Consider the following 14,911-nt stretch of genomic DNA (forward strand, 5'->3'; position numbering starts at 1 on the left):
TCGTGGACCTGCTCAAACACCCACCACCACCCCACCGTCAAGACCTCCTGGCCAGCGGATTCAGGATGGAACTACTTCATGGATGTTGCTGTCTCACGTGCCCCTTGAGGCAGCAACATCCATGAAGTTGCTGCCTCCGCCCGTGTCGGAGGGGCCCCGAGGGGGGTCGGTGGTGACCGGCTGGCCTGTCACCTTCCCGTGGTCGTGTCGCGTCCCCGCGCCGGAGACATCCGGGGACGGTGGGGCGCGGGCGTGCCCGCCGGGGGTGGTACGCAGCGCGGATGCGGTTGTGATGGGAAAAGCGATGCCAGGAAATGCCGGTTACATTCTCGGCGCTCAATTCCTGGTCATGTCGGCCCGTGGCGGTCGGCTAATATGCACCGATGCGCGTCGCTTCGCGATCCATTCTGTTCGGGTGCATTCGCCATGTTTCCAGTTGATCTGCCAACTGTCTGGGCCGGACGGGAAAAGGAACTGTCCGTGCTGCACGCCGCCGCCGAGGCCGCCGGCCAGGGCCGTGGCGCGGTGCTGTGGGTCGAGGGCGAGGCGGGAATCGGGAAGTCTTCCCTGGTCGCAGCCGGTCTCACCGCTGGTGGGGGCGGCGACCGTGAGGTGCTGTGGGGGACGGCGGACCAGTTGTCCCACCGCTTTCCGCTGCGGGTGATGCTGGACTGTCTCCAGGTTCGGCTGCGCTCGCCGGACCCTCGTCGCGCACGGATCGCCGAGTTCCTGCGGGACCGGCGGCCAGGGCTTTTCGCCGTCGACGACATCGCCTGTACGGCCACCGAAATGCTCGTGTCGCTGGTCGACGAGTTGTGCACCGACGCGCCCACGGTGCTGGTCCTCGACGACCTGCAATGGGCCGACGAGGCGTCGTTGATGCTGTGGCACCGGCTCGCCCTCGCCGTCGAGGAACTTCCACTGCTGTTGGTCAGCGCGACCCGTCCGGTGCCGACCCGGCAGGACGTCCAGACGTTGCGGGCCGCCACCCTGCGTCGGGGCGGCACCCTGCTCTCACTCGGCGCGCTCAGTCCGGACGACGTCCGCACGATGACCACCGGGGTCCTCGGTGCGCCGCCGGGGCCGGGACTCGACCGTCTGCTCGGGCGGGCCATGGGCAATCCGCTCTATCTGCGGGAACTGCTCGACGCCCTGGCCCGGGAGCAGAGCGCCGGTGCGGTGCCGAGCGGTGGTGAACTCTCCGACGACGCGCTGGACCGGGTGCCCGCCTCGTTCGCGGCGGCGCTGACCGACCGGCTCAGCGTGGTGTCCGCGGGCACCGCCCAGATGTTGCGGACCGCCTCGCTGCTCGGCGGGGAGTTCGCCGTCACCGACCTTGCCGCGGTGCTCCGCCGGACCGCGTCGGACCTGGCCGAAGGGCTGCAGAACGCGGTCACCGCCGGGATCGTCGTCGGCGTCGGCGACCAGCTCGCCTTCCGACACCCGCTGATCCGTCAGGCGCTCTATGACAGCATGCCGGCCGCGCTGCGTGCGGCGCTGCACTGTGAGGCGGCGAGGACGTTGGCCGGTGCCGGCGCCGAACCGCTGCGGGTGGCCCAGCAACTGTTGGCGGCCGGTCACACCGGTGACGAGTGGACCCGGACGTGGGTCGTCGAGGCGGCACCGGCGTTGGCGGCCCGCGCCCCGGACATCGCGGCCGAGCTGCTGCAGCGCGAGTTGTCGGTGAGTCCGCTCGACCGTGCCGACCAGGCCGCGCTCTCGGTGGAACTGGCCCGGGTGCTGCTCGACGCCGGGCGCCACTCCGAGGCCGCCGCCCGGGCCCGGTCGGCGTTGACGCTGCCGACCGAGCCGGGACAACAGGCCGAGATGTCCTCGATCCTGGCCCGCACGCTGTTCGGCCAGGGCCGCAACGAGGAGGCGTTGGAGGTCCTCGGTACGGCGCTGCGCCGTCCGGGCGTACCGGCGGTGTGGCGGGCCCGCCTGCTGGCCTCGCTGTCGATGGTCAACCGGGCGAGCAACGGCGACCTGGACACCGCGGACAGCACCGCGCGCGAGGCGTTGCGGGTGGGGGAGGAGGCCGGGGACGCCTTCGCCGTCGCGTACGCGTTGACCGACCTGTGGCTGACCCACTCGGTCCGCCGCGACCACGAGGCCGCCCTCGACTACGCCGACCGGGCGCTGGCCGTGCTGGGCGACGCACCCGAGCACGCCGACCTGCGGACCTTCGCCTTCGACGGCCGGATCTTCAGCCTGCAGAACCTGGACCGGTGGCCGGCGGCGCAGGAGACCCTGTGGCGGGCCCGTGACCTGAGTCAGCGGGCCGCCGGGCCGGGCCAGGGCGTCTCGACGCTCACCGCCGCCGTGCTGTTGTACTGGCTCGGCCGCTGGGACGACGCGCTCGCCGAACTCGACGTCCTCGGGCGGGACAGCACGACGATCACGTACTCCGGGCTCCGGGAGCGCGGGCCGGCGCTGCTGTGGCACGGTGTCGCCGCGATGATCGCCGGGCGTCGCGGGAACAGCGCCGCCGCGACCGAGCACCTGCGCGCCGGTCTGGAGCTTCCCGTGCGTACCGTCGCCGACCGGGAGAATCGCGATTTCCTGCTCGCCGCGCGGTCGCTCGCCGTCGAGCAGGAGGGGGATCCGGCCCGGGCGCTGGCGGAGCTGTCGGTGGTCCTGGAGCGTGGGCCCGGTGAGATGACCCTGCTCCACCAGTGGGCGCCGGAGCTGGTGCGGCTCGCGGTGGCGACCGACGACGCGGCGGCGGCCCGGGCGGCGGTGGAGTCGTGCCGGGCGGAGACTGCGGCGGAGACCCGGCCGGGGCGGGCCGCGGCGGCCCTGCGTCGGTGTCAGGGGCTGCTCGACGACGATCCGGCACCGCTGCGCGAGGCAGTCGTGTACTACCGGTCGGTCGGGTCGCCGGTGGAGCTGACCGGCACGCTTGAGGACCTGGCGGCGGTGCTGGCCCGACGCGGCTCGTCGGCCGAGGCGAGGACGCTGCTGGGCGAGGCGGTCGACGGGTACGACGGTCTCGGCGCGGTCTGGGACGTGCGCCGGGCCGAGCGGCGACTACGGCGTCTCGGGGTGCGCCGGGGTGTCCGGGGGCCCCGGCCGGCCCGCGCGCAGGTCGGCTGGGAGGCGCTCACCCCGACCGAGGCGCGGGTGACCGCGCTGGTGGCGGAGGGACGGTCCACACCGGACATCGCCCGGGAGATGTACCTGTCGCGGCGTACCGTACAGACCCACATCTCACACGTTCTCGGCAAGCTCGGCGTCCGGAGCCGGGTCGAGATCGCCCGCGAGGCGCTGCGCCGCGAGGCGGTGTCTGGCGTCGAGCCCTGACCCTCGGACGTCACCGGAATCGGTATGCGTCAACTGACTGATGTCTGCGCGCGGTGATCGGCGCAGCATCGGTGGTGGGCACGGCGACCGATGGGGGACGGAGGAGTTCCGGAAGATGAGGTATTCGAGCCAGCAGCCGCTCCGGGGACGGGCGGTCGAGGAACCGGAGCCGCCGACCGTTGCGCAGCCGTCGGACGCGGGCGCGCCACTCGTGGTCCGCTGCTTCGGCGGGTTTCACCTGGAGATGCCGGGGCGGCGGTTGGAGTGGACGACGGTCCGGCCGAGGGTCCGCGCCCTGCTGCGTTTCCTGGCGGCCCACGGTGGTCGGCCGGTACACCGGGAGACCATCCTGACGGCGCTCTGGCCGGAACTGCCGGTCGGGTCCGGCATCCGCAACCTGCACGTCGGTGTCTCCACGTTGCGGGCGTTCCTCGAACCGGGCGTGCGGCGCGGCGAGTCCCGGTTCGTGCGCAGGGACGGCGAGTCGTACCTGCTGGACCTGCCGCGCAGTGCCCGCTGTGACGTGCGCTCGTTCGAGAACGCGGTGGCGGCGTGGCGTCGCAACGTGGGCGCGGGGCAGCGGGGCGTCGCGACGGCGGCCCTGCGGGAGGCCCTCGCCCAGTACGCCGGTGACCTGCTGCCGGAGGACGGGCCGGCGGAGTGGGTGGTGGCCGACCGCGACCGCTACCGCACGCTGGCGGCGGAGGCGGCGGCGACGCTCGCCGCGTTCGAACTGGAGGCGGGCGATCTCGCCGGGGCGGCTGCGGCGGCCCGACGCGGACTGGAGATCGACGGGTTCCGGGACGACGCCTGGCGGGTGTTGGCCGAGGCGCATCAGCGTTCCGGCGACACGGCGGCGGCGGCGCGGACACGCTGCGCGTACGACCGGGTGCTGCGCACACTCGGGGTGCCCGAGTCGGCCCGGGCGGCCTGAGCGTCGTCAGGGGCGGCGGAAGAACTCCACCTCGGCGATGGCGGTACGACGGTCGGCGGCGCTGCCGTAGCTCTCCCGGACGGTGAGGCGTACCCGCACCACGTCGTCGACGACCTGGTGGAAGGTCTGTGGACCGGCCTGGTCGGCGAGCTGGAGCGTCCGGCTCTCCGAGGTGCCGGCGCTGGTCCAGAGCGTCAGTTCCAGCACCGCCGGGCGGGCCTGCCGCAGGAACACGTCGCGCTGCGCCGACACGCCGGAGTGCACGATCAGGTCGAGCAGTCGGAACGGGGAGGCGAAGGTGAGTTCCACGTACTCCCCGCCACCGGCGCCCTCGGCGGCCGGGGCCCAGTAGCTGTTGCTGATGCCGTCGACGACCGCCTCCGCCGGGTGGTCGCCCGCCTGACTGGACGCCTGGACCGACACCGGGCTGATCGGCTGCGGGTCGGCGAGCCGGTCCCGTACGGCGTCACCGGCCTGGGAACCGAACCGTGTCACGCCGTACGCGACACCGGTGAGCAGGGCGACGACGAGCAGCAGCGCGGCGATCCGGCGCACCAGACCGGCGACACCGGAACGGGGCCGGAACAGCCAGTTCAGTGCCCGGACCACGGCTCGACGCAGGCGGCGCCACCACGATTCCCGCCCGGACGGGCCGGTCCGGGCACCGAGAGGGCTTCCGCACCGGCGGCAGAACCTGCGGTCCGGTGGGTTGCCGGTCCCGCACACCGGGCAGACGACGTCCCCGGCACCGTCCTCGGTCGACGGTGGGCGTTGTCGGACGACGGGCCGGCGGGTCGACGGGCGGGCCGGCTGGACCGCCTCCACCACCTCCGCCGGCTCCTGCGCGGTGGCCGGCGGCCCCGAGTCCCGCCCGGCGGCCGAGGTCGCCGGTGCCTGTTCGGCGGCCAGGGCAGCCGGTGCCTGCTCGACGGCCGAGGTCGCCGGTGCCTGCCTGGTGGCGGGGGTCGCCGGGCTTTCCTCGACGGCCGCCACCGGAGCGTCGAGCCACGGCGTGAAGTCGTCGGGTCGGTCAGCGGTCGTCGGGTCGGTCGGGGGTGTGCTGGAACGGGGCGTGGTCGACGGCCGGACGGGCGGGGGAGCGCCCGCGGACTGCTCCCAGTCGAGGAACGATCCGCAGACCCCGCAGAACGCGCTGCCGGGTTCGGCCGGTACGCACCGCTCACAGCGTTCCATCGTCGTTCCCTTCCGCCTGCTGCCCGTCGGCGACGACCCGGACCGTGCAGGGCACGTGCGCCGGCCGGTTCGCCTCCACCAGAGCCCGCAGCGCCTCCAGCGGAACCCGGTCCGGCTCGGGTACCCGTACCGTGACGGTCAGGGCGGGCACCGCCGTTCCCGGAAGCGGCCCGCCCGATCTCGACGACCAGGCCGTGCCGCCGTTCTCGGTGATCTCCGGCCAGACCCCGAAGACCATCTGCACCTGCTCCGCCAGGCCCTGTGCGGTACCCCGCACCCGGTGTCGCGCCACCGCACCGGCGACCGCCTCACGGCGCTGCGCCAGCGTCCAGCCCGGCGCTGTCTCGGCCGCCACCCAGCCGGCGAGCCAGTCGACGAAGTCGGCCGGGGCCAGCCGGGGGTCCAGATAGGCGGCGAGGCTGTCCAGCGTCGAGTGCACCGGAGCCAGCACCTCGTCGAAGGCGGCGAGCAGCCGGCCGGCCACCTCGTCCGTCTGATAGATCGCCGGCAGTCGCCGGTCGAACGGATGCGGTGTGCCGAGACCCGCCACCGTGCCGCGCATGGGACATCCCTCTCCGGTCCTGGGCGGACCTAGCGTTCCTCCACCCGGACCTGGTGTTCGTAGGAGAAGGCCAGCGCGTGCGGGTCGAGGTCGACCCGGGACGTGGCCGTGCCGCGCCGGCCGGTGAGCGGGTCGGCGGGGAAGAGCAGCACCTCCTCCAGCAGCGCGACGCCGGGCAGCGGCTGGAGCACCCCGAACAGTTCGCCGGCCTGCACCGGCCGGCCGAACGGCCAGCCCGTCCCGTCCGGCCCGCCGCGCAGCGGGTTGAGATAGCCGTAGAGCGCGTCGAGCACCGCCGTGCGGATCCGCCCGGTCGCCGTACCGGGCCCGGCGATCAGCCGGACCGCCACCGTGACGCCCTGGTAGAAGGGGGGTTCCACGCTCAGTCGTACGCCGATGGGCCGCCGCGCGTCCAGGTGCGCGGCGATGGTGGCGAGCATGTCGTCGGGCGGGATCAGCTGCTCGAAACGGAGTTGCTCCCCCGTGTCCGCGACCGCTTCCGGAACCACCAGCAGACGTACGCCGCCGGGGTCCGCGCCGTCCCCGGCGGACAGGCAGCGGATCCGGGCCGCAGCCGGTACGGCCTGCCCGGCGATGAGTTCGTAGTCCCGAGCGGTGACCGCCCGGTCCTGTGCCCGCAACTGCACCGGGCCCCGCTGGCGGGCGCTCTGCACCGACTCGCCGTCCACCCCGCCGAGGGCGGCCTCCCGGTTCTCCACCCGGCTGACGTACGGCACCGAGCTGCGCAGCATCGATATCGTGCCCCGGGCCACGTTCCCGCGCCGCCCACCGCCGGTGCGGTAGCGCCGGACCCGCAGCCGGGCACCGTTGGGCGGCACCGCGCCGTAGCGGCGCAGCGTTCCGTCGGGTTCGCGGACCGCCGGCCCGAACTCCACCTCGCCGGTGGTCCGGTCCACGGTCACGCACCGGTCGTCGGGGCCGGTGGCGCCGAACGCGTCCACCTCGGTCCACTCCTGCCAGCCGGCGCCGTCGGAGACCTCGACCACGAACGGCTCGTCGTCGGGGAGCACCGGCGGGCGGGCCACCCGCAGACGCAGGCCCGGCACGCCCTCGGACTCGCCGAGGAACTCACCCACGACCGTCTCGGCGTGCACCGCCTCGACGGTGCCGCCGATGGTGAAGGCCGTGGCGGCCCGGATCGTCGGGGACGCCGAGTAGAACGGCTGGCCGGGCTCGGCGGCGACCAGTCGGCACCGCAGCCAGGCGGCCCGCTGGCCGCCGACGGTGGAGGTGGTGTGTCCGGCCGGTACGTGCAGCACCACGTCACCGGGCCGGTTGAGTCCACCGGTGGAGTCGCTGTCCACCTCGCACTCCGTCCAGCGCGCGCCGTCCCAGGCCTCCCAGCTCACGGGCGGCTGCCGGGGGTCGACGCCGATGCCCTCCACCCGGCTCTCCAGCCGTAGCACCACCACGCAGGACGGGACCGCCGCGTCCAGGCCGAACAGCACCGCGTCGCCGACCGTCGGCGGGGTGCCGAAGCAGGCCACGTCCCGGCCGTCGAGCACCTGGTCGGTGCGGTCGGCGGCCGGACCGTCGGCGGGGTGGACGCGCAGGTGGGCCAGCTCGCACGGCACGATCGCCAGGTCGGTGCCGGTGGCGAAGACGATGGCCTCCTCCGTCTCGGTGCGGACCGTGCCGGCCTCGGTCCCGGCCCGCAGCAGCACCGTCTCGGCCTGCGGGGCGGCGAGCCAGAACGTGAGCGCGGCCCGCGCGGCGGTCGGTGGGAAGAGGCGTACGCCGATCAGGTCGAGGAAGGCCAGGTAGTTCTTCTCCGGTACCCGGTTCAACCGGTACAGCAGCTCGTCGGTCATCTGCGCGAACGCCTCGACCAGCGTGACGCCCGGATCGGAGACGTTGTGGTCGGTCCACTCCGGACAGCGCTGCTGGATGAAGCGTTTGGCGTCGTCGACGAGGTGCTGAAAGCGTCGGTCGTCGAGGTTGGGCGCGGGCAGGACCATCAGTACGTCGCCTCCACCTCGACCGCGTCGTGCGACGGGATCACATAGAACGGGAAGACCAGGTTGCGGGGGTCGTTCGTCCCGCGCAGCACGTACCGCAGGTCGATGTAGAGGGTGCCGGCGGTCACCTCGTCGAAGCCCACGAGGACGTCGGTGACCTCGATCCGGGGCTCCCAGCGGTCGAGTGCGGCGCGGACCTCGAAGGCGACCTGCCCGGCGGTGTTCTCGTCGGCGGGCGCGAAGACGAAGTCGTGGATCGCGCAGCCGAACTCGGGGCGCATGGGTCGCTCGCCGGGTGCGGTGCCGAGGATGAGCCGGATCGCCTCGACGATCTCCCGCTCCCGGTTGACCAGCGCGATGCCGCCACCGGCGTCGAACCGCAGCGGGAACGCCCACCCGGCGCCGATGAACTGCTCCGCCACGTCGCTCAGCCCCCGATCGAGACGTTCAGGGCGCCGGTCAGGATCGTCGCCGAGCAGGTGGTCCGGTCGCCCACCCGGGCGGCGGGGAAGCCGCCGATCAGCACCAGTCCGCCGGCCCGTGGCGGGCTGGGCATCACCACGTTGCCCGGGCCGAGGGCCAGGTGCGGTGGCGGGACCGGGCAGGTGCACAGGGTGCCGACCACCGCCGCCGGTCGGCCACCGATGAGCACGCTGGCCACGCCGAGCAGGGGACCGGGCGTCGGCGGGGCACCCCCGGGCGGGCCTGCGGCGGGCGGGCCGACGCTTCCGGTGGGTACGCCGTGGCCGATCCTGTCCCCGACACGGGCTGCTGCTGGCATCGCGTTTCCCTCCTCAGTTGATCCGGACGATCCGGCCGGAGATCGATACGCTGCCACCGGTGAGCTTCAGCTCGCCGGCCCCGGCGTCCACCGACACGCCTTGACCGGTGACCGAGACCGGCCCGCGCGACTCGACCGAGACGCCCCCGGTGCCGCGGACGGTGAGGTCGGTCTTGGCCTCGATCACCACACTGCCGTCGCTGCGGACCACCACCGACGTGCCGGCCCGGTCCAGGTGCACCAGCAGGTTGTCGGTGCCCTTCTGGGTGCGCAGCCGGACCCCCTGCGCCGCGGCGGCGACGGTCGGCCCGTCCAGCAGCTCGATCCAGTTGCCGGTGGTGCCGCCGCCGGTCGCCCGGCCGTTGCGGGAGGCGAACGAGAGCCGGTTCACCGCCCCGCTGGTCGGGTCGACGAGTGGACCGTCGTGCGGCGAGGGCTGGTCGACGCCGTTGTAGAGCCCGCCGATCACGTACGGCCGGTCGAGCAGCCCCTGCTCGAACCCGACGAGCACCTCGTCACCGACCTCGGGGCAGCACACCCCACCGCCGCCGGTCCCGCCCAGTTGCACCGTCCGGACCCAGTCGGTCTCGTACTCGTCGTCCAGCCAGGGGAAGCGGAGCTTGACCCAGCCCCGGTCCCGGCGTTCCGGATGGTTGCGGTCCCGGACGGCGTTGGCGTCGGTGACCACGCCGATGGCCAGCCCCGGCATCCGCGACCGCAGCGCCGTCGGGTTGCCGCCGGTGAGGCCGCTCAGCGACCGGTCCTGGGCACCGCTGACCGTCAGCCAGGTCTCGTAGAACCGGGCCGGCCCGAAGAGGTGCCGGCTGGCGGTCACGGTGTACTTGCCGACGAACGGCTTCCCGACGCCGCTGAGGGTGAACGGCACGCCGGTGCGCAGCAGCGGGTTGCCCCGGACCGCCACCTCGAGTTCGGCGAAGCCGCTCGCCACCTGGGCGGCCAGCGACCGGGAGACGGTGTCGACCTCGGCCGCCGTCTCGTACGGCACGTCGGCGACCAGCATCTCGGCGTCGCCGAACCGCGCCGCCAACTCCCCGGCGGTCACCGGCAGGCTTACCTCGTCGCTGTCGCGCACCCGGGTACGGCCGATCACCGGCTGGCGGGTACGGCGGTCCCAGCCGCGTACCTCGATGTCGGTGAACTGGCCGGCCGAGGTGACGGTGGCGTGCATGGAGAGGACGTTGCCGTTGACCTCCGCCACGAAGTCGCTGCGTTCGGCGGGCGTCTGCGTGCCCGGGGCGGAGGCGGCGCGGACCGGCCGGCGGAACACGAACCGTCCGTCGACCATCGCCACCTCGGCGTCGTTGTCGGCGGCCAGCATCCGGAGGAACTCCCAGTCGCTGACGTTGGGCTGCGCCACCACCTCGTAGACCACGGTGGTGGGATCGATCCGGCCGATCGGCAGACCGGCGAACCGGGCCAGTTCCCCGGCGATGTCGGACGCCTTCCGGTTGAGATAGCGGGCCACCCGTCGGCCACGCCGGAGTCGGTGCGACAGGTCCAGGGCCCGGATCGTGGTGTACGTGCCGGTGCCGTCGAACTCCGTCTCGACGGTGATCACCTCGCCGGTGAACAGCGCGGTCTCGCCGTTGCGGTCGCCGGGTCGGACCGCCACGGTCAGCTTCTGGCCGATCGTGATGCCGACCTTCTCCACCATCAGCGAGCCGGGATCGCGGTACCGCAGGGTCGCCACCGCCGGCATGTTGACGCCGTCCTCGACGCAGCCGTACGTCAACTCCTCCGGCCAGGGGGCGGGGATCTCGTCGGTGGGCAGGCCGACCTTGAGCAGGTTGGTCAGGGTTCCGGTGGGCACGTGGGCTACCTGCCTTCCGCATCGGCACCGGACCCGACGGGCACGCGGGACAGGGCGGTCGGGACCTCGTCGGGGGCGGGCAACAGCAGCTCGGTGCCGGGCGGCAGTCGGCTCGGGTCGTCGAGGTCGTTCGCCTCGGCGATCACCCGCCAGAGGGTCGGGTCCCCGTACTCGCGGTGGGCCAGCAGCGGCAACGAGTCGCCGTCCACCACCCGGTGCACCCGACGCGCCGAGCGGGTGCCCGAGGTGGGGTTCTGGGCGGGCTTGCTGCCGTTGATCTCGGTCAGGTTGACCGCGCAGGTCGCCCGCAACGGGGTGCCGGAGCTGTCGAACAGCGTGTACGTCGCGGTGACCTGACTGACGTACGAGTAGAACGAGACGGTCTGGAACTGGCCCCAGGTGAACTTCACCCACGGTGGCGAGGGCGCCTTCGCCGCGATGCTGGCCGTGGTCGGCGTACAGCAGGCCAGCAGGCTCTCCACGCGCTGCTGCACGGTGCGGCTGTGCGTGTCGGTGACGTCGAGGAAGACCGTCAGCGCGAGGTTGCGCGGCTCCGAGCCGGTGAACTCCGGGATGCCGACCTGCTCGGCGCCACGGACCACGTGCGGGATCCAGGAGGCCGACTTGGTCAGCGTCAACTCGTTCGGGTTGAACATGAAGGTGATCGGGCCGCCGAGCGCCCCGCCGGGGCGATTGCCGCCGCCCAGCGGCGGGTTGTAGCGCTGGAGGAACGCGGAGACCTTGCCGGTCGGCATGTCAGCCCACCTCCAGGAAGCCGTGGTAGGCGAGTTCGATGCTCTCCGTTGCGGTCTCCGAGCGGGCCGGGTCGAAGGACGGGCCGCTCCAGCGGACCAGCACGACGTCGGCCAGTCCCCACTGGACCAGCAGGGCCCGGTTGGGCTGTAGCGCCGCGATCTGGGCGGTGCCCCGGGTGACGCCCTGCGGCAGCTTGGCGAGCATCCGGGCCACCTTGGCGGTGTCCGGGATCAACGGTCGGGTGAGCGTGACGTTGGTGTAGCGCACCCGCGACGGCAGTTGCCAGACGAAGTCGTTGTTGCCGCCCTCCTGGTGTTGTTCCACCTCGACCTCGCAGCCGAGCCCCTCGCAGGAGTTCCAGTTGCCGAGGTCGATGCCGTCGATGCGGAGCCGGAAGTGGACGCTGGTGCCGGGATCGATGTCGCTCACCGTCCACCGTCCAGCCACCGGCCGGAGCGTTCGCGTCCCCGCCGGAGTTCGGTCCGCAGTAGTCGGGAGATCGGTTCGACGAGGCGGTGGGCGAGTTCGTCCAGGGCCCGCCGGTCGAGGTGGTGGAACCGTTCGGCGCTGTCGCGGTCCTCGCGTCCCCCGTCGCGTACCGTCTGCGCGCCGGTCGACCCGGCGGTGACCCGGTCGGAGCCGCCGGGCGTCGGGGCACGGGTGGCGGTCGCGGCTCCGGCCGCCTCCGGTCCCGTCCGCTGGACCACCGTGGTGGAGCGCGGCGGCGTCGGCGTGGGGCGAACGGTGTGGCCGCGCGGTGTGCGCTGGATCTGTGGTGCGGCGCCGGTGGGCGTGCTCGGCGCGCGGGTCACGACCGCCGGGCGCGGAACCGGGCCGGCCAGCGGGGGCACCGACGCGGGGACGGTGGACGCCGGGCGGATCGGTCCGGCGACCGGCCGGGCCGGTGACCGGGCCGGATGAGGCCCGGGGGCCGGGGTGGTCCGGGCGCCGGAGCCGGCGACAGGTGCTTGTGGTCCCGCCATCGTGTGGGCCTTCCTGGTGCTCGCCGGAGTTCGGCTGGTCGTGGTCTCCGATGCGCCGCCCGAGGACCGGACCCAGCGGACCGGCACCGCCGTCGAAGCGGCAGAGGCGCGGGCACCGGCCGGGGTCCTGGGGTCCGTGCCGCCTCGGGGTGGCGCGCCGAGTCCGCCGGACCGTTGCAGGACCGGTGTCAGGGGCCGTTCGCCGAGGAGCGGGGCGCGACCCGTCGGTCGGTGGGCCGGGCCGGCGGGTCCGGATGCTCCGGCCGCCGCGCCGGGCCGCGTCGGAGCCGGACCGGCACCGGCCGCCGTCGTCGGCGCGGCCACCGGGGAGTGGGCACGGACGACCGGCGTCTGTGCCACGACGGGCGTCGCCCCCGGGTGGGGTCGCTCGGCCGCCGCCGGGGCGGTGGGCTCGGCGGGGTACGGCAGCAGGCGCGCTGCCCGCTGCGGCAGGCCGGACCGGGCGGCATCCGACGGCGCGCCGCCGTTCGACGTCGGGGGCACCGGAGGCGTGCTGCCGGTCCGGGGCGGGGATGCCGGGGTGGCGCCTGCGGCCCGGGCCAGGGGCGCGGTGCCGGCCAGCGGCGCCGAGGTCGGGTGTGCGGTCCGGGTCGCGGGCGCCGGGGTCGCGCTATCGGCACCGGCGCGGGGCGTCGAGGTCGGGCTTCCCGTTCGGCCCGGGGATGCGCTGCCGGTCCCGGCCGTGGGGGCCGGGCTTCCGGGGCGGGCCGGGGCCGTCTGGAGTGTGCTGCTGGCCCCGGGTCGGCCGTGACGGTCCGTGCGCGCCGGGAGTGTGCCGCGTGTCGGGGCGTCCGCGGGAATCGGGGCTGCCGGTGACGTGCCGTGCGGGCGGACCCGGGCGGTACTCGCCGACGGGAGGGCATCGGCGGCTGGGGGGACCGTCGGCGGGGCGGGTCGGTGGGCGGTGCCGCCGGAGTGGGGCGAGGGGCCGTCGGTGGTCTGCCGGGGCGGTACCGGGCCGGGGGTGGCCACCGGCCGGGCCGCGATCCGTGGTGGGGCCGCGTCCGGGACGAGCGGGGCTCCGAGGCCCACCTGCGGGCCGGGGGGAGGTACCGGCGGACCGCTCCGACCCGCCGGCACCTCCCGGAGCGGTGACCGACCCGGGCCGGACGGCCCCGCTCCGGCTTCCGACCGCGACGCTCCAGCACCGGGTGGCCGTACCGCCCGACCGCTCTCCGGTCGGCCGGTGACGGCCCGGTCGGCCGGGGCGGCGGCCGGAGACTGCGGACCGGCGGGGCCGCCGGACCGGTGCACGGGCGAGGTCCCGCCGCCTCCAGGCGAGGCCGCAGCAGCGCCGCCCGGTGACCCTCCACCGACGACACCGGATCGCTGCACCGGTGACGGGGTGCCGCCGCCCACACCGGACGACGCAGCACCCGTGCCTCGACCTGCGGACCGGGGCAGTGGCTGGTCCGGGGCCGGACGGCGGGCGGACAGCACTGCCGGTGGCGCGTCCGGGTCCGGCGCCGGCATCACGATGGGCTCGCCGAGACCGAGTCGCGGGGGAGTGCCGCCGACGCGGGGAGCCCGCGCCACCGGGACCGATCCGGTCGTCCCGGTCGGCGCGGCAGGCGGCGGGTCGCGGCGGGGCGGCGCGGTGGGTGCCGGGGAGCTGCCGGTCGGCGTGACCGGTGCCGAGGCGCTGCCGGTCGGCGCGGCGGACATCGAGGCGCTGCCGGTCGGCGCGGTGGTCGACGGGTCGCGGCGGGACGGTGCGGTCGGTACCGGGGCGCTTCCGGCCTGTACGGCGGGCAGCGGGTCGTGGCGGGCCGGCGTGGTGGATGACCGGTCGCGGCCGCTCGACGTACCGGGCACCGAAGCAGGGCTGGTCGGCGCGGCCGTGTGGACGGCGGTGCCGGGGGCCGGTGCGGCAGAACCTGTGGGGTCCGGGCCGGACCGGGCGGCGGTGAGGGGTGTCCGGGGAAGGTCGGTGGGGCCGGGTTGCCGGGCGGGCACTCGGCGCGGCGGCGCGGCGACCGGGGCGAGCGTCAACGGCGTACCGGCTCGGCGGGCCGGGGCGGGGCGGACCGGTCGGGGCACCACGGCGGTGGCCGGTGTCCGGGCCGGGCCGTCGGCTGGCGGACCGTCAGCTCCGGCCGGTGGTCCGGCGGGGGACCCCGACGGTGCGCGGAGGACCGCCGGGAGCGCCGGGGCCGGTGGGCCCGGCTCGGCCGGGGAGCCGGCGGTGGCCCGGCGCTGCACCGGCAGGGTGGAGGCGGCGGGACGCTGTCCGGGCAGGGCGGTGCCGGTGGCGCGGGCCGGCTTCGCCGGGGGCACCGGGCGGAGCAGGTCGTGGGCCAGCCCGCTGGGCGCGTCGGGGCTGACCAGGTGGTGCAGCGGGCGTCGGGCGGTGGGGTCCTGCCAGGTGGCCAGCCGGTGCCGGAACCCGATCGGGTCGCTGATCGGCACCTCGATACCGGCGAGCAGGCGATCCATCGGCGGTACGCTCCGCCAGCCCCGGCCGTCGACGACCGGGGTGGGCGCCGGGTCAGCGACCGGGGTCGGGCCGACCGCGTCGGAGTGGACCGGTCCGCGCCACCGTCGGAGCAGGTCGCGTACGCCCATCG

Annotated in this window: 11 protein-coding genes; 2 read left to right on the forward strand and 9 right to left on the reverse strand. The window is 74.8% G+C overall.

Translation table 11 applies throughout. The features are described from left to right. Positions 1-426 precede the first annotated feature (426 nt). Together ACIBO1_RS28990 and ACIBO1_RS28995 are read left to right on the forward strand one after the other, a co-directional pair. A complete protein-coding gene (locus ACIBO1_RS28990) occupies positions 427-3,303 on the forward strand; it encodes an ATP-binding protein (RefSeq protein WP_396751949.1) in 2,877 nt (958 codons plus the stop codon). A 115-nt stretch (positions 3,304-3,418) separates the two neighbouring features. Beyond that, positions 3,419-4,237: a BTAD domain-containing putative transcriptional regulator gene (locus tag ACIBO1_RS28995; RefSeq protein WP_396751952.1), complete on the forward strand. Its 819-nt coding sequence runs from the start codon at positions 3,419-3,421 to the stop codon at positions 4,235-4,237. A 6-nt stretch (positions 4,238-4,243) separates the two neighbouring features. Here ACIBO1_RS28995 and ACIBO1_RS29000 read toward each other — a convergent pair whose 3' ends face one another. From ACIBO1_RS29000 to ACIBO1_RS29040, 9 genes are read right to left on the reverse strand one after another with little or no spacing between them, the layout of a single operon-like run. Then, the gene (locus ACIBO1_RS29000) at positions 4,244-5,431 is read right to left on the reverse strand and encodes an NADase-type glycan-binding domain-containing protein (RefSeq protein WP_396751954.1); all 1,188 of its coding nucleotides are present in this window, start codon (positions 5,429-5,431) and stop codon (positions 4,244-4,246) included. Then, positions 5,418-5,993, reverse strand: coding sequence for a phage tail protein (locus tag ACIBO1_RS29005; protein ID WP_396751957.1), 576 nt, complete (start codon positions 5,991-5,993; stop codon positions 5,418-5,420). The genes ACIBO1_RS29000 and ACIBO1_RS29005 overlap by 14 nt, the downstream gene beginning before the upstream one ends. Positions 5,994-6,022: 29 nt before the next feature. Continuing rightward, positions 6,023-7,972 (reverse strand): putative baseplate assembly protein, encoded by a 1,950-nt coding sequence (locus ACIBO1_RS29010; protein WP_396751959.1) that lies wholly within the window; start codon positions 7,970-7,972, stop codon positions 6,023-6,025. Then, positions 7,972-8,394, reverse strand: coding sequence for a GPW/gp25 family protein (locus ACIBO1_RS29015; protein ID WP_396751961.1), 423 nt, complete (start codon positions 8,392-8,394; stop codon positions 7,972-7,974). Before ACIBO1_RS29015 ends, ACIBO1_RS29010 begins: the two co-directional genes overlap by 1 nt. A gap of 5 nt (positions 8,395-8,399) precedes the next feature. After that, a complete protein-coding gene (locus ACIBO1_RS29020) occupies positions 8,400-8,753 on the reverse strand; it encodes a PAAR domain-containing protein (RefSeq protein WP_396751963.1) in 354 nt (117 codons plus the stop codon). Between the two features lie 13 nt (positions 8,754-8,766). Then, positions 8,767-10,584 carry a VgrG-related protein gene (locus ACIBO1_RS29025; protein ID WP_396751965.1) on the reverse strand — a complete coding sequence of 606 codons (1,818 nt, stop codon included), beginning with the start codon at positions 10,582-10,584 and terminating at the stop codon, positions 8,767-8,769. A 5-nt stretch (positions 10,585-10,589) separates the two neighbouring features. Beyond that, positions 10,590-11,339, reverse strand: coding sequence for a peptidase M23 (locus ACIBO1_RS29030; protein WP_396751967.1), 750 nt, complete (start codon positions 11,337-11,339; stop codon positions 10,590-10,592). 1 nt (position 11,340) lies between these two features. Next, a complete protein-coding gene (locus ACIBO1_RS29035; protein WP_396751969.1) occupies positions 11,341-11,769 on the reverse strand; it encodes a phage tail protein in 429 nt (142 codons plus the stop codon). Beyond that, complete coding sequence (locus tag ACIBO1_RS29040; RefSeq protein ID WP_396751971.1) at positions 11,766-14,909, reverse strand: hypothetical protein; 3,144 nt, start codon at positions 14,907-14,909, stop codon at positions 11,766-11,768. The genes ACIBO1_RS29035 and ACIBO1_RS29040 overlap by 4 nt, the downstream gene beginning before the upstream one ends. Positions 14,910-14,911: the final 2 nt, after the last annotated feature.

The organism is Micromonospora sp. NPDC049903 (genome assembly GCF_044460945.1).
Taxonomy (GTDB): Bacteria; Actinomycetota; Actinomycetes; order Mycobacteriales; family Micromonosporaceae; genus Micromonospora.